Origin of the sequence: Vibrio sinensis, assembly GCF_003605645.1 — a bacterium.
Lineage (GTDB): Bacteria > Pseudomonadota > Gammaproteobacteria > Enterobacterales > Vibrionaceae > Vibrio > Vibrio sinensis.
In genome coordinates this window covers 16,827-32,685 of sequence record NZ_QVMU01000031.1, presented here as the reverse complement: position 1 = coordinate 32,685, position 15,859 = coordinate 16,827, and the positions used below count along the sequence as shown (strand labels likewise).

Sequence of the window (15,859 nt, the reverse complement as noted above, 5' to 3'; positions counted from 1 at the left end):
TCTATTTGTACCGTTAATACAGGGTGTTATGTGATGGAAATGAATCATTGTCGAGCTTGTTCTGGCTTTATTTCGCATAAAGCCAATGTTTGTTGTCATTGTGGGAAAAAAGACCCACGCGGTCGCCGTCGAATGGTCGTGATGGTGATTTTTGGGTTATTCATGGTGGCCGGTTTGTTTCTATTGATGGAGTCAACGGGTTAAGTTTTCTAACATTTGTTGTAACACAATGAAGTCGTGATCTACTTTGCTTCGGTTCCACCCTAAATCCCACCAACCACGTTGATAAATTCGTGTATCGAGCTTTAGTGAAGATAAGCGGAAACTGAGGTCATTATGTTGGTCAAATACCCCCGTAATTTCCCATCTAGTATGGAAGTTACGGTTTTTTCTTAATGCTTGAACGATTTGAGAAACAATAATATTACTTGCTTTAAAGTAAATGTACGGCGCTTCAATATGTCCTGAGATATGCCCTTGGCATGATGCAATAGTGGTAATGCCTTCAATCTGATTGAAGGCTTTTACTAAATCAGAAATTTTTGGATCTATGTCGCTGTAGTGTTGTCGCTTTTGACGCTGCGGTTCTTTAAATAACTCGTGAAGCAAGTCAGCTAAACCAATGAGCATACATTCTCCCGTTAAAGATTGATTTCATTCCCTGAGCTGTCGAAGTAGTAAGTGTCGCCATAGGGCTTACCGTCCATATAAGTGTCAATGTAACGGATGGTGGTTGAGCATCCTGCGGGTGAATAGGTTGGTCTTCCATCTTTCGGTTGAGAGACAACACATGACGTATTTTTTATGGCGTGAGCCGCTATGGTCTCAAATTGCACACAAACGGTTCGGTCGCTGTCATTGGATTGATGGATGATTTGACTTTTTACACACTTTTTACGTTCTGGAATAAACGCGGCTTTTCCCTCTGTCGAGGTAATGTTCGATTGTGGAAGCGTCGTTGAAGGTGCACTTTTCACTAAGCACGAAACGAACGGGGGCAGCGGTGATTTTCCCCTGGTGATGCGTTTTTTAAACTCCGACTTAGCTTCCCCGCACCCAGACGGAAATCCCGTCGGTAAACAAAGCCAAATGGAACACGCTTTGCTGTCAAAGGCGAGTGTAGGCGTTGTGCTTATTAGTGATAATGTCCCTATGAGTAACCCGATGGCTCGTTTCATGGTTATCTCCATTTTTGCGCATATTGTATTGCTCGTTTGGTATCGATAAACGAGTGCCAGTTCTCTATCGTGGGTGGCGTTTTCTTGCGTTTTTCTGGCGCAATCAGTGAGAATAACCCTTTGCGATTAAGCAACGTAGTGAGTGGGTCAACGCCATCCCAACGAAGAAAGGCGGTCTTAGCCGCTGTTTTGCCCGTGCCTAAGTTAAAGTCAGTCGGTGCTAAGAGTAAGGCTGCGAACGCGATGTCATCTGATTTGTGCGGTGTCGGACAATGACCACAGGAGTTCATGATGGTGATATCACTGAACAGTTCAATATCTTCAATACCAAGCTGGATCACGGTCAAACCATCAATGTGGTACAGCCATTTATCCAATGCTTCAAAAATATGGCGTTTGATTTCACTTTTGGGAAATTGAGCATCGGGTTGAGGTTTATAGACGCCATAAACGACTTGGCGTGTGAGTGATTGTTCGTAGTGTTTGTCGCAAGGTAACAGGGTGAGATTATCGAGTCCTTGCTCAAGAGCGTAAATTTCATGAGCATCAATCAATGGACGAATATTATCGTTATAACGATTAAGCAGAGCGTATTGCATAGGGGATGTCCTTAAATAAAAAAACCAGCGTTTTTCAGCGCTGGCTTAATAGAGGTAGGGATAGTTTTCTCGTTAATACACATCGTCATGGTTACCAATATCAACCAGAATGATCGTGCCGTCTGCTTTGATTTGAATCGACAGCAATACGCGATAGCTCATGTTGATTGAAATCGAATGAAGCCCCTTGGATGCGATCGAATGCAATCGTAATGATGGATGTGCAGGGTTGATAATGAGCAACTTTAACGTTTTTTCGTATTGATTGAGTAAGTTAGGATGCTTTTTAAAGAATTTTTTGGCTTTTCTTTTGTAAGAATCAGTTAAAACCAACTTAATCATGACGAAGTTCACTAATGTGTTTTTCGATGTTATTAGTGATCTCGTAACGACCCGCTTCTAGATCATTTTCGGTTTCACGCAAAGCCTTATCTAACTGCCATTCTCTAAAGTCATCGTAATCATCCATGGTGGTAACAACATAAGCTCTACGGCCACGAACAGTGATGGTTGCGATGGTTTCAGTGGTTAGGGCCTCTTCAATGGCTAATGCCCCTCTTGTTTTAAGCTCGTTGGCTGAAATGTTCATGATAAATCCAAATAAGTTAACAGTATTATTAATAGTACCGTTAATTCGATGGAATGCCAATTGAACCCGTTTGAGATCGTGTTCCGAACAATATCCAGATAACGGAAACATTGGTGGCTTTAGCGATAAGGCATAACTTTCTCATGTCAGGGCTGGATTGGTGATACTGGTATTTTGTTAACGTATTGCGGCTAATCTTCGTGATTGCCGCGAGTTTATAATTGGGGACGGTTTTGATTGCCGTTGATAGTCTGGTTTGGTAACCATCAATATCAAACTCGTCCCTGGCATACTGTGGATGAGGTGTCATTTAAACTCCTACGTATTGGCGGTGGGTGAGCCGCGGTCGCTTAAAGAGAATCGATTACTTTTATTATTGAGTGTGCGGCTTGCTGCACTATCGTGCAGCGGCTTCCCGCTGTCCTCGCATTGGTTAATGCTCGACCATCGCGAACCTGAACTATAAAGAAATCTTTTGACATTAAACACTCAGAAGTGGAATTTCTGGGATGTTCTCTAGCGAATGCTTGACGCGAGCTTGCATCACTGGCTCATCAAAGTAGATAAGCTTTTTCATGATAAATGGCCGTGTGTTTTCTTTTAGCAGAAGAACATCTGTTCCAATTGGTGCTACAGGGTGCATCTTATGACCAAGTTCCACGATTTCATGAGGCATCATGAGAGGGCGCTTTTGCCAAGAGACATTCTGGCTTTTGCTGCTGCTTTTGCCTTGGCTGGTTGAGTGCCCTCTGACCTTAACGGTTTTCGTCCCCAGTGTTTTTGATATTTTTTCGACAAAGGCATCAACTTCTTTGGGCGGACAAATGATTTCTACCGCTAAGTTTTTACTCAGTGTTCTAGCGGCCTCCTTGCCGTAAATATCTTCATTTTGCTCAGGGTTCTGGTAGATAATCGCGTATCGAAGGTTGTATTGACGAGTAAAGCCAATCGATACCTTGATTTGGTTTATCTTGCCAAGAGACGGAAATTCATCGAGTAGCAGTAAGCATTGATGCGTGAGCGTTGGGTCTTGCTCTGGTAGAACGCGAGTATTCACACTGATTAACTGCTCAAAGAACAGGTTAAGCAATTGCTTAAAACGGGGTAAGTTCCCTGGCTGAATACCTACATAGATGGTCATCCCCTTGCGACGTAAATCATTAAAATCAAAATCATTACCACTTACTGCCGCACCTACGGTTTGGTCAGCATAGATAGCCAGTGGCGTATTGAAGTTAGCCAGTACCGAACCACTGGTATCTTTAGGGTATGAGATAAAGGCGTTAAATTCATTCGCGCATTCCTGGCTTAAATATCCTTTTTGGAGTTCTGATTTCATCCATGCGTTTAGCCCGCCTTCAACGCCAACAATATTGAGAAGATAGGGCATGGTCGGAACCATGCCTGTGAGCGCTTCGGTTTCAAGCATCCATAGAGCAAGACCCGTAAATAACTTCCCCGCATTGGTCGGCCATATCGGCTCTTTCACTCCCTCGGTGGGATAGAGCGAATTGGCTAAGACTTGGATATCCCCGACTCGATACGCTGCATTTCGGCGTACGTAATGAAAGGGATTCCAGCGATGACTGCGAAGCTCTACGGTGCTGAGATCTTCTGGATGGGTGTCGTAACCATCGGGTGAGAATAAAAAGATGGCTTGGCCTGATTTTTGTCTAAACCCTGCGGTTTTTTGGAAGTTTTCCAGTTTCACATCAACACACACAACGCTATCCGAGTAATTCACCAAGTTAGGTATGACAAACCCCACCCCTTTACCTGAACCTGTTGGCGCCGCCAGTCCTACGAACGTTTGACCTTCCATTTCTACAAAACGGTTTTCAAAACGACCTTTGTCCATTTTGCCTAGTAGTAGCGAGGGGTGTTTACTCTTCTTAGCAAAGACGCCTTTTTTGGGGAAAAGACCCGATTTGGCTAAGTCATCATCGTTAGCAAATCGGGCGCTACCATGCAGCTCCTCGCGTTTAATCAACACCAGAAAGAACAGTAATGTGATAAGCATGGCGCCCAATGGCAACACACCACTAAAAAAAAGCGCCACATTAAGTGGCTCTATGACATCAGGATGGGTTCGATAGTGTGACCAGTATTGCCACAGTGACGAGAGTTGCCAATTGGAAATGGGTAAATTGAGCAAGTTTAAAAGTATCAATCCGCCGATGGCTTGCCCTGCGATAAAGCATGATGTGATCAAGCTTGTAAAAATGATGGTGAGGGTTCGCCTGGTGTAGTGTCGCATAGCCATTATGATTTTCCTGCAAGAATGGCGTTTTTCCTCTGTGGCTCATACATTAATTCCGTTAGGTATGTGCCATTGAAAAACGCGATAACATCAATACTTGACGTGATGGTGCGCATGATGAGTTCATGATCAAGAGTTCTTCCCACCTCACTTTGTTTAATCAAGGTGGCTAATCGCGCCGGTGCGCTTAAACAATCATTAGCGTGAATGGTGGTGATTGAACCTTGATGGCCGGTGTTGAGCATTTCAATGTAGCCCCACGCTTCATCGCCTCGAAGCTCTGCCAATAACACATGATCGGGTTTCATTCGCATACATGCTTCAATTAACTGCTTAGGGGTTAATCCGCCTTGCTTATAAAGCAAGTGAACATGGTTCGCGTGAAGTGGTAATCCTAATTCGTGTACGTCTTCAATGGTGAAAAGGCGTTTTTCCAGTGGGTAGCAATCAACCAACGCTTTCATAAACGTTGTCTTGCCGCTACCTGTACCCCCAACAAGAAGAATATTCATATTCATCTTGACGGCTTCACGCAAAAAAGTGAGGTAGTCCCCTTTCTTTTTGAACTCAAGCAGTGCGGTTTGTTGGTCAGTTAGCGCGTCATCTTGAGCGATGATTTCTTTGCATCGAGAGAAGCGCCCCGTTTTTTCATAATCTTCCAGTGAGAAACGAGCTAAGGACGGTTTGCGAAAGGTCATACTGATATGACCTTGAAGCGTTGCGGGTGGCACGGCGATTTGGCCGCGTTCCCCATCGGGTAATATCACCGAAGCAAGCGGATTTTCAATCCCAATAGGCTTGGTTAGGCCAGCAAAAACACACAATGATTTTGCTAATGCTAAGCAGCTTTGCAACGTGAGATTTGGCATGTCTTGGGTTTCCCACCCATTACCGCGATCGAACCAAACGCGAAGCGGTTCATTGACGGCAACTTCTGTTATACCCTCTAAATCTAAAATAGTTTGTAGACCGGTTTGTTTTAACCAGTCTCGCGCCATCCCTGAATTGTCTATCATAATAGTTACTCAAAAGCGTAGACGTTCGACATATCAATGTTACGAACCACTAAAATGTTAATACGTTGACCGATGTAGGCGTAACCGGTTGGCGCTATATTGATGCTGGCATCCAGCGCTTTTGCGGCCATCTCTCCGGCGTTTTGGGTTGAGTTATCAAAGGTCACTTCATTTTTTGAACTCAAACGGTCGGCAAGTGTTGCCAAGGCATCATCGACAAAGCTCAACATGATGGCGCCACCAAAGCGTTGTGCGTAATGGTTGTCTACCCAGGCATCAATACCGGCAGCGCCCAGAGCACCTGTACCTAGTGAATCAATGCGAATGTTAACGCCCATTGGAGTAGCAATGTCCGCCCACGTGGTGAAGATGCGTCCTTTGCCTTGCTCCATTGCCACGCTTTGCGTCCCACTGACCAACGAGCCGCGTTCAATTAATAATGCGGCCCCATTAGCACTGTAGATGTCTTGCGTTACGCGGCAAGTGACATACCCCGATTGCTCAGAAATGATTTGCGTGTAAAGCGCACAAGGAATGGCTGTGCCGTGCATCAGCATGAAGTCTAATGCGCCCTCAGAACGAACGTTGGCGTAACCGTCGGCAAATTCAGGAGCATCAAATGTGCTGTCATATTCCCCTGTTGGAAAGCCCGTTTGAGGTGTACTTTGCTGCTGAACAATTGGGGCGCCGCTCATTTTGCGTATTCGAGCTTGTTCTTCTGGTGTGAGTGGTGGTGGTTGATTATTTCGTTCGCTTTGGCCTTGCCTTGTCACGGTCTTTGGCTCTAGGGGCGGTGGTGTGTCAGCTTTTGGTGTTGCTTGAGCTGCGGCCTCTTCTTTTGTTTTTTCTGCAATAGCGGCTTCATCGGCGGCTTTAAGGGCGATGGCGGCTTCATCGGCTGCGCGAAGTCTTTCCGCCGCGCTGGTTTCTTCCATAAAACCGGTCACATCTTGCGTGTCGTCCGCGATAGTTCCTTGTAGGTAGTTGGTATCAGACCCATGAGTAACCACTTCTTCATCCCCAATAATCCGTTGTAAAAAGGTATAACTGGAAGCTAGTCCAACGATGATGACAGCAACAATTACTGTGGCGTTTATCAGTACATTTTTACTGCTGCTCCCTTTGACATGTAACTCTAAGCGGTCTTTATCAGTAATGCTTGGTATTCTATCACTCATCTTTGACGACCCTCTTTGCATCGACACTGGTTGCTTTGTCGTTATAGCCTTCGGTTTTAATTGCACTTGAAGCCAGTCCTAAGACGCTTTCACCTAAACGAAGTCGAAGCTCGTTTGATGTGCCTTGCAGTACCATGACGTCTTGCTCTAGGTGGTAGTTGATTAATGATTCTTGACCATCATTGCCAACTTGATAGGCAACGGGCAGTTCTTTGTTGTCTTCAAATTTCAAACAAGTAAAGCGGCCATCGTCCCACATGTATTGTGGCGCCAGCTCTTTATCTCCCCACATTTCATAATCGAAGTTCACTAGGCCGTCATAGCATGGGACGTTTGATTTAAGGGCATTGGCCGTTTTGGGCTTCTCATACACCATCCTGACGATAAAGTGCGGAAAATCGCTGAGTTCTAACCAAAATGAATAAGTACGGCCTTTATTCGACACAACCGTTAGGTTGGTGTCTGGAAACTCACCAATCGGCTTTAAGAAAATATTGTTGCCATTGATTGACATTCCCCAAGCGGCGGCATCGCCTATCCCCATGCCAGATGGAGAAGCGGAGACTGCACCATCGACAGGGGTAGAAATAAACTCGCCGTCCCCTAGTTGAATCAAGGTGGATACACCTACTTTAGTGCGAACGTTAATGACGTTTTCAGGGTTATATTGAGAAGTCGTAATACGGTAATCATACTGCTGAGGGATTGGAAAAATGGCCGCTGAGACTGAAAGCGGCAATAGGCTTAAAATCAATAGTGGTCTCATTTCAATACTACTCTATCTTCTTGGTATGAGGTGACGCGAAAGCCTAGCGGGTTAAGGCGTCGCTGTTTTTCGGTTTTAATATCTGCTCGATAATCAAAGGTCATGGTTGCTGTCCAATGTGTCGGCTTATAGCCGGTGGATGGCTGACCGTTAGCACTGACAATGTTGCGCGTAAATTGCACTTGAACGAGCTTTTGCTCTTTGCTGTCCGTGGGTAAGAAGTTGATGTCTTTTACGCTAATGTTGATGTGCTGATTGTCTTTGAACACTTTGGTGGGTGACTTCTCGCCATAGATATAGCTGTTATAAGTGGCAAAAGGATTTGGCGCACTCATCAGTTTCACGGTATCAAAACTGTTTTGAATGGTTTCCCACACATACCCATTACGCAAAATGACGTAAGTGTTAACCCAATAGCGATCGAGCGCTTCACCATAAGTGACCTGTTGACCGTCAACAAGCGGTTTCACCATAGTAGTGATACCGGTGGTTGAATCGGTGGTTACTAAATAAGGTTGTGTCTCTTTTAACGGGGTTAATCCCGCCAGTGCAACAACGGCAGCAATAGCCGTTATGGTTGTACCAGCAGCCACTTTCCACGCGGTTTTGGCTGAGTTTTTAGCGAGCTCTACGCGGTCTTGCTCAAAGGCTTTGATCCCTTGTAAGTATTGATTGGCCTCTTGTGTGATTGCTTTGGTATTTGGCGCTTGAATTAACGCTTTCGTTTGTTCGAGTACCTGCGCCATGTTTTCATTTGGGGCGCACTCTGGTTGCGTGTTGTCCACAATGCGTCCTTATTTTGATAGTTCGCTGATTTGGATATGAGGCGGATTCACCGGTACGCGCTTTCCTGTTGGTTCTGGCGCTTTAGGTGGAGTGGATGAACAGGCCGTTAAAATGACAGGGAGCAGTAACGCTAAATATCGCTTCATGAAAAATCTCTCAAAAAAAAGCCCGCATCGAGAGCGGGCTTGGGTTAAACAACGTGGATGAGCATGGGGTGCGCATCAAAATAATTCTGGAAGGGGATGTCGTCATCAAACGCCATCGGTGGCTCATTGTATTGAGGTGTATCGCTTGGTTGTGGTGGTGACGACTGAGCGCTGGATTGTCCGGCGTTGCTGCGGTTAGCTGAGCCGATCATTTGCATGGCGCCGTGATAACCTTGCACCACCACTTCGGTGGTGTATTGGTCTTGGCCTTGCTGGTTTTGCCATTTGCGAGTGCGCAGTTGTCCCTCAATATAGACTTGACTCCCTTTTTTTAAGTATTCGCCCGCGACTTCGGCCAGTTTGCCAAACAGCACCACGCGATGCCATTCGGTTTTTTCCCGTTGTTCATTCGTGCCTTTATCGCGCCACGTTTCGGAGGTGGCAATAGTGATAGTGGCGACGGCGCCGCCATTTGGCATGTAACGAACCTCAGGGTCAGCACCGAGATTCCCCAATAAAATGACCTTGTTAACGCCTTTTGATGCCATATGATGGCCTCCTTAAATAATGAATTATCCCGATTTAACGTTGCCTTTGCCAACATTAGCAATATTGGTAGCGACACTTTTTCCATAAGCACGGGTCGCAATACCCGCGCCATGCGCCGCTCTGGCTGCACCGGCACTGTTTTTTAAGCCGCTCATGGTATTGCCGACCAATCCGCTTATTCCCACGCCGCCACTTAATGTCGATGACAGTGTCGGTAGTTGGGTGGCGAGAACGCATAGGGAGAAGAAAATAATGACGCTCAGAATGATATTCTCGACGGTGATATTCTTCGAGAGCACCACTTCATCGATGATTTCGATCGCGAACATGAACGACAAAGCAAAAAAAACCGAGAGCAACATATAGTTAAAGCATTGACCTGTCCACGCTTGGAAAAAAGCTCGTGTCGAGGGAAAAAACGCCATCATGATGAACATGGGACCAACGATGAGCAAAAAACTCACGGCAATTTTTGCGCCGAGTAGAGTTGCCACCGAAATGAAAAAGAACGGCACAAAACCGATCACAGATAAAAAGAGCATCGTACCATTTAAAAACATACTAAGAAGCGCGGCATCACTGATCCCAAACTCAATGTTACTGGCGATGAGTTTGAGTGAGACCCAGACATTATCCCACAGCATTTGTAGCGAATTACTGGCATTTTCGCCCTCGCCGAGTAGCGCGGCGGTAATGTCATCGGGCGTATAGAGCACAAAAGGCACAATGTGTGCCATATACCAAGGGGTATTGAGTGCCACCATGGTGACTGCACCTAAACTGCCAATAGTTTTGATGGTTTCCATCACGATGAAGTTCTGGTTGTTATTGAGCGCTTCCCAGGCAAGGTAAATGATGTACAGCCCAACAAACCCACCAATGAGCGGCATGATCACGGTGGTGAAGTTACCGACCATCGCGGCAATGTTATTAATGATGATGGTATTTAAAAAACCAAAAAGGGTCTCAAACATAGTGAATTACCTTGGTCGAGGAATACCTTCATTGAGTAACATTCGGGTATTTTCACGTACTCTCGCCTGCTGCTCTAATTGTTGTTGCCTTTCCATCGCCGCGTTTAAGGCGTTGTGCATGTGCTGATCGTTTTGGATCAGAGTTTGCTCATAGCTGATGGCATTGGCTAAATCTGCTTTGGCCGCTGGCGTGGTCGCGGTGTTAAATTGACCGAGTAGCTCTGATAGCCGCTCGTAACGTTTGACGGTATTTTCGTAAAACGTGGTTTTGGTGCGGTACATACGCAGTTGGTCGTTATAGCGACGTTGCATGATGGGGTCATCTGAGTACATATTGAATTCATAACGAAGGTCGGCGATGTCTTCGACGTTATCGTAGATTTTTTTCCAATCCTCTAGAGCGAACGCTTGGTTTAAATTGGGGTCGTTCAACAAATCTTCAAAATCGAAATGACCATCGACCATTTCTTTATAGTGCTCGCCTTGCGCTTGCATTTCACTGAACTCTTTGTGTGACTGCGCCATAATTTGTGCAAACTCTTTTGCTCTTGTTGTTGCTTCCAGTGCCATTTGAGCAAGGTTTGCCGTATCAAAAGTGAGTATTCCGGTTGCTTGCACACTAAGCGGCATACCAAGAAGTAATATCAAGATTTGCTTTTTCATGAGAACTCCTAGTAAAAGAAAACGCCGCGAGTGCGGCGCTGATTATTGGTGCTTTACTCTTTGGCAAAGGTTTTAATGGCTTGAGTGAACAGGGGGAGCCAAACATCGGGATCGTCGCCGTGCTCCGCTCGTAATTGATCACAAAGTGCTAACCCTCGTTTAGATGGCGATATGATCGGTAACTCTTCAAACCCGTTTAATTCCATCTTGGCAAAGGCGCTGCTATTGGACTGCTTGACTAAAAACGTTCGAGAATCCCTAGCTAATGCTTGAAGCTTGGTAAACTCAGCTAGAGTCATGTTACAGCGCTTATAGCTTTCAAATTCTGCATCTGGATTTGGTAAGTAAATTTTCGTCGCTGTCTGCTGAATGATGGCGGGGAAAATGTCACAATTTATCGCATCTTCTGGCGACTGAGAGCATAAAACCATGAACTCATAGTTAAATCGGCCTGATTTCAATACGTCTCTCATGAGCGTTTGTGTAAGAGGATAGTTAGCTGGCATCCAGAACTCTTCCACAATGGACATGAGTATTCGCCCCTCTTTTTGCATCAACGATTTTAAGAAGAACAACACGCCAAAGATTGGCTCACAATAGGGTTTGTCCGCTCTACCTGCGCTCAAATCCCCAATCAACAACGTGGTATCGAAGCCGATTTTATCCATAGTATCGGGATCAAAACGCATGACAGGTGAGTCTAAGCACCATGCAAATTGGCCGTTTTCACTATGACACCATTTACTGAGGCGGGCGCGCAATTCAGGCTCTTGTACTAATTGCAATAATTGACTTAACCCGCGATTTTGAGGTTCGCCGCCTAAATCCATCATGTTGTCGATCGCTTCTTTTAATTCTTTCTCTTCAGCATTGGTGCATACCCCGTTGTGGTCTGCACCAATACGAAGCGTTAATCTTAATAAGAAACTGCGAAGCTGAGGTGTGTCCGGTAACTGGAACGGGTTAAGCCCTGTGTCGATCCCCTCTTCAAACGTGAAGTATTGGGCGCCAAATACCCGCATGAGCAGTTCTGTAGAACGTTTGTAATCGAGTGCGAATATCTGAGGCTTAAATCTTGAAAAATAAGCGCTTAATGCGGATTGAAGCGTTGTTTTTCCGACGCCTGATGCACCAAGTAACATAAGGTGTCCAGGCATGGGTTCTCCGATAGCGTTGACCCCCAATTTCGATGCGTGGTAGTTAAAGTAATAGACACTATCTGAGACGGTTTTAAATGGCATGATGGCCGAGCCGTCACCAATCGGGTTTTCTTCTTTTTTTCCTTGGGAGTAGTTATGCAATGACCATCCACAAGCTAGGTTTGTCACTGTTCGAGGAATGGGTAACATGCGTTCTTTTGAGGCTGGCATCATGCTTAAAAAGCTGAATTGCGATTTAAGGTTAGAGCGCTTAAACGAAACGTTACGGCCAAGGAATGCGCTGTATAAATCGTTTCCGTCGTTGATTGCCCCTTCTTGGGTTTTCGAAAAAACCGCGAGTGAACAGTGGTAATCACCAAAACTAATGTTGCCAATCGATGCTTCATCACGGCCAGTTTCTAACTCATTGACTTCATTCTCCGTGTGGTCACTGGATTTTATGAGGTTAAGCTGAGTCTTGATACGTTTCACCGCTTCGGGCGGCTTCATGAATATCATCGATTGGGTAAGTACAAACTCGCAAGGCATGGCCAAAATAAAATCCCACATGCCGCAATGTGTCGTCATTGGGTAGCCGTCTAGCTCAAAAAATGAGGCATATTGCGAGGTTGTGCTGTGTGTATTTCTGATTTCGAGTAAGTCATAGCCGAAATGCCAATCGGAATCCCCTACGACTTCAACGACTTTATTCTGCGTCAGTGGGATAGTTCGGTCATTGTGGTTTATTAGAAAGCTAAGAAGCTCGATGTTTTCAGCACGGATTGAATTGTTCTCTTGAGTTAATCCAATCAGAGAGGCTGAGAACTCACTTAAAACCGCTAAACCAATATTGAGTAAATCGTAAAGTTCACGCTCGCCGACTGAAAGCTCACCTTGATATTTATAGACAAAGGTGAGGTAGTAATCGGTGCTAAAGAAGCGTTGCCCTTCAAAGGTCTTTAAATAACGGTCTGAGAAGTTTTGCACAAAGGTATTGTCAAACGAGTAGCTAACATCGAGCTTTTCCTCTCGCTTAATGATATGAGTCCATACCGCTAAGTTCGAGCCTTGACGTGTAGCGAGTTGGTTTAAAAAATTGCGGATTTTGTTAAAGGCCGCGTTGATACTGGCCGTTGATTCACATTCAAATGGTATTCCTTTAATGCGCATGGCCGCCATTAGGCGACCATCATCAAGGGTTATCATGTGTTCGTTTATGGGATACCCATATTTCGGCAGTTTATTGGTGATTGGAAGGGTTTTTAATCCATTCACGGACATGGTGCATTCTCCTCTTTTGAGGCGTGTCAGTCGAAGTGAATGACGTCACCATTGACCGACACTGTAAGCGATAGATAGCGGCTTTGGCTTTCCATTTTAATTCGGTCATGGCATTAGGATTTTCTAAGCAAAGGATGCGAATACCAAATAGTACAAACAAGAGCATTAGCGGGGTGATAAGCCCCATCACACCAAAAAAGAAGAATCCAACCCCTCCCGTCACCAACATTAAGATGAGGAAAATCAGTAACGTCATGATAGGAACGCCGAAGATGAGTGAGACTCGCGCCATGGCGTTATGGCTGGCGTATTCCTGAATCTCATTATTCATGATTAGCTACCAAAGATGCGCCATGCCCAATCTGCGGCCACGACAGAGCCACCGGCGCCAGCGGTTTTACCCACAGACATCATCACGTCATTCCATTGCTGTTTTTCTGCCATCGCCATGGCACAGTTGTAAGCGATATAAGCAAGGCTGCCAGTTCCCAGAAAACCATAAAACCAAACTCGAAAGTCATTAATGGCATCGGTCGCGGGGGCTAAGCCACCACTGGCTAATAGTGGGGTGGAGCAAGTTGCAAAGAGTAGAGCGGCGATTAGAGCGCGTTTGTTCATGGTGGTGTCTCTCGAAAGTAAAAGGATGATTAATGCGTTAAAACCAAATGGTAATCTTGGGGTTTAAGGCCAATATCATGGCAATCACGGATATCTTCGATACGGCGACGAGCACGCATCACCGATTTCATTCGTTCAGATTCTTTTTGTTGCCGTTTCAGATTTTTATTAGGGAACAAGTTGGTCATCGTCATGTTGATGATTCCTCTCTAATGAGTGTTACAGCGTATTGGGTTGCAGTTAACGGCAGCAACCAGGCCGTATTGCCGTAGACTAAGGGTACTTATTCATTAATGGTTTCCCAAGCCAAACTCATCCCTGCTCTAAAAGCCCCATGCGGGATACGTTGCGTCACATGCTTTGTTGGTGAGAACAAAGTGAAACGAATACCGATGAATGGCATTCGACACAGCAGTAAAGAAACCGCCGTGTGCTATGAACTCTTGTGGAAAAGTGCATAGCGCACGGGAGGTTGTCGATGTTAGCGATAAAGTACTTCTAAAAACACGGCATGCTTATCACGTTTTGGCGTGTATCCAAGCGTTCGTAATGGGTCATTTTTACGGTCAATCTTATCGGCCAGCAATAAGGCTTTTGTGACGTTGCAACGTGCATGAGGGCAATGCAACACAGAAGCATGAGCGTAGAAAGCGGTGCAATGTTTTTTGCTGCTAATAATGATAATGGTTGATGTTTTTTTTGAGACTCGGTATTGCCTAATTTCGTAGTGAATACGCGCTCTCCAATTTTTCATTGGTGCTTTGACATATTGACGACGGGCAGAGGGTGGCAATGCCAGAGTGCCTGATAATTTCGTAGCGAGTTGCTGAGAGCTTACAATATCAAGAGTATTCATGTTTTTTTCCTGAAAAAATCTGTTCACTTTAAGGCTGTCCAGAAAAGCAGCCGCCTCTACCACGCGGGCTAAGCGTTGAGGTGTGTTTGACAATTGAAGGATTGTCGTCGATGAATCAATAAAAGTAGCCACCAAGCTCAATGGCTTGATGCGGCGATTCATCTCCCAGGCGAAAATGTTAAAGAGCAATCCATCAAATGGATTTTTTGGTAAAAAAAGTAAAGGAATTACCCTTTGGCTTTCATTAACGCATTATTTTCTTTGAGTAAGTCGTTTTTTAGCCTGCGTGCAGCTTCAGATCTCTTACTCCGACCGTTAAGTTCAGCAAACAAACTCAGTAACCGATTGGTTTCCTTGTCCATTTCAAACCAAATAGCGGTCGTTGATTTGGTCTTGTTCGTCATAAAGTGCCATTGTTGGTTACTGTATGAATGATCATGCTTTGATTATATTGTGAACATTAAAGTAAGTAAACTTTATTCTGTAAACTTTACTTACTTTAATGCGTTAAGGATGCTTTTGTTGGTGTGATTTATACTTGGTTCATGAAAACAATAGGCAAAATAATTAATGAATTACGCTTAAAACGGCGTATGACACAACGCGATCTTGCATCCAGAGTTGGCGTGTCCGCCACGGCTATATCTCAATGGGAAAGAGATGAAAATGAACCTAAAAGTAAACACTTAATTGAAATATCAAAAGTATTTAATATTTCGTTGCAGTTTTTAACAGGGGAATCTAAGGTACAGGGGGAGGCTGAACCGGCATGTATATTAATTCGTTATTACCCTTCTATTTTAGCTGCTGGAGGCTGTGGCAGTTTTGTAAATGATGAGGCTGGTGATTTTACTCCTGTTCCTAAGCATGCAATAAAATATAAGAATATCAACAACATATCTTGTATTGGGGTTGCGGGAGATAGTATGGCTCCCGTGTTATTAGATGGTTCAATAATAGCTATAGATGAATCTGAAACATTAATAAAAGATGGCAAGATGTATGTCTTTCGGCATGATGGTTTATTGCGTGTAAAATGCCTAAAAAGAACGCCTAAAAATCTTATTGTTCAGAGTTATAATGACTCCTATGAGACAGAGATTTATGAGCTAAGTGACTTAAATGATTTTGAAGTTTTAGGAAGAGTTTTCTGGTTTTCTTGTGAAGTTTAGTAACACAAGAATAAGCATAATAAAAGTTTTATTTTCTTGAAAAATTGGCCCCTGAGATTGTATAATGAATGCAGATCTTAGGTTAAAAG

At 44.6% G+C, this 15,859-nt stretch carries 23 protein-coding genes; 2 read left to right on the top strand and 21 right to left on the bottom strand.

What is annotated here, in order from left to right; translation table 11 throughout:
- Positions 1 to 33 precede the first annotated feature (33 nt).
- Positions 34 to 204: a hypothetical protein gene (locus DZ860_RS24540; protein ID WP_165862950.1), complete on the top strand. Its 171-nt coding sequence runs from the start codon at positions 34 to 36 to the stop codon at positions 202 to 204.
- Here DZ860_RS24540 and DZ860_RS21080 read toward each other — a convergent pair.
- The 21 genes from DZ860_RS21080 to DZ860_RS20990 all read right to left on the bottom strand — a co-directional run bounded on the left by DZ860_RS21080 (position 193) and on the right by DZ860_RS20990 (position 15,002).
- Positions 193 to 630, bottom strand: coding sequence for a hypothetical protein (locus DZ860_RS21080; RefSeq protein ID WP_120034967.1), 438 nt, complete (start codon positions 628 to 630; stop codon positions 193 to 195). The genes DZ860_RS24540 and DZ860_RS21080 overlap by 12 nt on opposite strands.
- Before the next feature lie 11 nt (positions 631 to 641).
- The gene (locus tag DZ860_RS21075) at positions 642 to 1,178 is read right to left on the bottom strand and encodes a conjugal transfer protein TraL (protein ID WP_120034965.1); all 537 of its coding nucleotides are present in this window, start codon (positions 1,176 to 1,178) and stop codon (positions 642 to 644) included.
- Between the two features lie 2 nt (positions 1,179 to 1,180).
- Positions 1,181 to 1,777, bottom strand: coding sequence for a hypothetical protein (locus DZ860_RS21070; RefSeq protein WP_120034963.1), 597 nt, complete (start codon positions 1,775 to 1,777; stop codon positions 1,181 to 1,183).
- A gap of 72 nt (positions 1,778 to 1,849) precedes the next feature.
- Complete coding sequence (locus tag DZ860_RS21065; RefSeq protein WP_120034961.1) at positions 1,850 to 2,119, bottom strand: type II toxin-antitoxin system RelE/ParE family toxin; 270 nt, start codon at positions 2,117 to 2,119, stop codon at positions 1,850 to 1,852.
- Positions 2,112 to 2,366 carry a type II toxin-antitoxin system prevent-host-death family antitoxin gene (locus DZ860_RS21060; protein WP_120034959.1) on the bottom strand — a complete coding sequence of 85 codons (255 nt, stop codon included), beginning with the start codon at positions 2,364 to 2,366 and terminating at the stop codon, positions 2,112 to 2,114. The genes DZ860_RS21065 and DZ860_RS21060 overlap by 8 nt, the downstream gene beginning before the upstream one ends.
- 40 nt (positions 2,367 to 2,406) lie before the next feature.
- On the bottom strand, positions 2,407 to 2,676 hold the full coding sequence (locus DZ860_RS21055; RefSeq protein WP_120034957.1) for a helix-turn-helix domain-containing protein: 270 nt from the start codon (positions 2,674 to 2,676) through the stop codon (positions 2,407 to 2,409).
- A 171-nt stretch (positions 2,677 to 2,847) separates the two neighbouring features.
- Positions 2,848 to 4,629, bottom strand: a complete 1,782-nt coding sequence (locus DZ860_RS21050; RefSeq protein WP_243641901.1) for a type IV secretory system conjugative DNA transfer family protein — start codon at positions 4,627 to 4,629, stop codon at positions 2,848 to 2,850.
- The gene (gene virB11, locus DZ860_RS21045; RefSeq protein ID WP_243641900.1) at positions 4,629 to 5,642 is read right to left on the bottom strand and encodes a P-type DNA transfer ATPase VirB11; all 1,014 of its coding nucleotides are present in this window, start codon (positions 5,640 to 5,642) and stop codon (positions 4,629 to 4,631) included. Before virB11 ends, DZ860_RS21050 begins: the two co-directional genes overlap by 1 nt.
- 5 nt (positions 5,643 to 5,647) lie before the next feature.
- Positions 5,648 to 6,820 carry a TrbI/VirB10 family protein gene (locus tag DZ860_RS21040; RefSeq protein ID WP_120034955.1) on the bottom strand — a complete coding sequence of 391 codons (1,173 nt, stop codon included), beginning with the start codon at positions 6,818 to 6,820 and terminating at the stop codon, positions 5,648 to 5,650.
- Positions 6,813 to 7,586, bottom strand: coding sequence for a TrbG/VirB9 family P-type conjugative transfer protein (locus DZ860_RS21035; RefSeq protein WP_120034953.1), 774 nt, complete (start codon positions 7,584 to 7,586; stop codon positions 6,813 to 6,815). The genes DZ860_RS21040 and DZ860_RS21035 overlap by 8 nt, the downstream gene beginning before the upstream one ends.
- Positions 7,583 to 8,371: a VirB8 family type IV secretion system protein gene (locus tag DZ860_RS21030; RefSeq protein ID WP_120034951.1), complete on the bottom strand. Its 789-nt coding sequence runs from the start codon at positions 8,369 to 8,371 to the stop codon at positions 7,583 to 7,585. The genes DZ860_RS21035 and DZ860_RS21030 overlap by 4 nt, the downstream gene beginning before the upstream one ends.
- A 9-nt stretch (positions 8,372 to 8,380) precedes the next feature.
- Positions 8,381 to 8,518, bottom strand: coding sequence for a hypothetical protein (locus tag DZ860_RS24535; RefSeq protein ID WP_165862949.1), 138 nt, complete (start codon positions 8,516 to 8,518; stop codon positions 8,381 to 8,383).
- 44 nt (positions 8,519 to 8,562) lie between these two features.
- The gene (ssb, locus tag DZ860_RS21025; RefSeq protein ID WP_120034949.1) at positions 8,563 to 9,066 is read right to left on the bottom strand and encodes a single-stranded DNA-binding protein; all 504 of its coding nucleotides are present in this window, start codon (positions 9,064 to 9,066) and stop codon (positions 8,563 to 8,565) included.
- A 24-nt stretch (positions 9,067 to 9,090) separates the two neighbouring features.
- Positions 9,091 to 10,041, bottom strand: coding sequence for a TrbL/VirB6 family protein (locus DZ860_RS21020; RefSeq protein WP_120034947.1), 951 nt, complete (start codon positions 10,039 to 10,041; stop codon positions 9,091 to 9,093).
- Positions 10,042 to 10,047: 6 nt separating this feature from the next.
- Positions 10,048 to 10,704, bottom strand: coding sequence for a type IV secretion system protein (locus DZ860_RS21015; protein WP_120034945.1), 657 nt, complete (start codon positions 10,702 to 10,704; stop codon positions 10,048 to 10,050).
- A gap of 53 nt (positions 10,705 to 10,757) precedes the next feature.
- Positions 10,758 to 13,124 carry a VirB4 family type IV secretion/conjugal transfer ATPase gene (locus tag DZ860_RS21010; RefSeq protein WP_165862948.1) on the bottom strand — a complete coding sequence of 789 codons (2,367 nt, stop codon included), beginning with the start codon at positions 13,122 to 13,124 and terminating at the stop codon, positions 10,758 to 10,760.
- On the bottom strand, positions 13,084 to 13,455 hold the full coding sequence (locus DZ860_RS21005; protein ID WP_120034941.1) for a conjugal transfer protein traD: 372 nt from the start codon (positions 13,453 to 13,455) through the stop codon (positions 13,084 to 13,086). Before DZ860_RS21005 ends, DZ860_RS21010 begins: the two co-directional genes overlap by 41 nt.
- Positions 13,456 to 13,457: 2 nt before the next feature.
- Positions 13,458 to 13,742 carry a conjugal transfer protein gene (locus DZ860_RS21000; RefSeq protein WP_120034939.1) on the bottom strand — a complete coding sequence of 95 codons (285 nt, stop codon included), beginning with the start codon at positions 13,740 to 13,742 and terminating at the stop codon, positions 13,458 to 13,460.
- Positions 13,743 to 13,771: 29 nt separating this feature from the next.
- On the bottom strand, positions 13,772 to 13,936 hold the full coding sequence (locus tag DZ860_RS24530) for a hypothetical protein (RefSeq protein WP_165862947.1): 165 nt from the start codon (positions 13,934 to 13,936) through the stop codon (positions 13,772 to 13,774).
- A gap of 287 nt (positions 13,937 to 14,223) precedes the next feature.
- Positions 14,224 to 14,760, bottom strand: a complete 537-nt coding sequence (locus DZ860_RS20995) for a hypothetical protein (protein WP_120034937.1) — start codon at positions 14,758 to 14,760, stop codon at positions 14,224 to 14,226.
- Between the two features lie 65 nt (positions 14,761 to 14,825).
- Positions 14,826 to 15,002, bottom strand: a complete 177-nt coding sequence (locus DZ860_RS20990) for a TraY domain-containing protein (protein ID WP_120034935.1) — start codon at positions 15,000 to 15,002, stop codon at positions 14,826 to 14,828.
- A 141-nt stretch (positions 15,003 to 15,143) separates the two neighbouring features.
- Here DZ860_RS20990 and DZ860_RS20985 point away from each other — a divergent pair, with 141 nt between their 5' ends.
- Entirely contained in the window at positions 15,144 to 15,770 is a 627-nt protein-coding gene (locus DZ860_RS20985) for an XRE family transcriptional regulator (RefSeq protein ID WP_120034933.1), read from the top strand.
- Positions 15,771 to 15,859 lie beyond the last annotated feature (89 nt).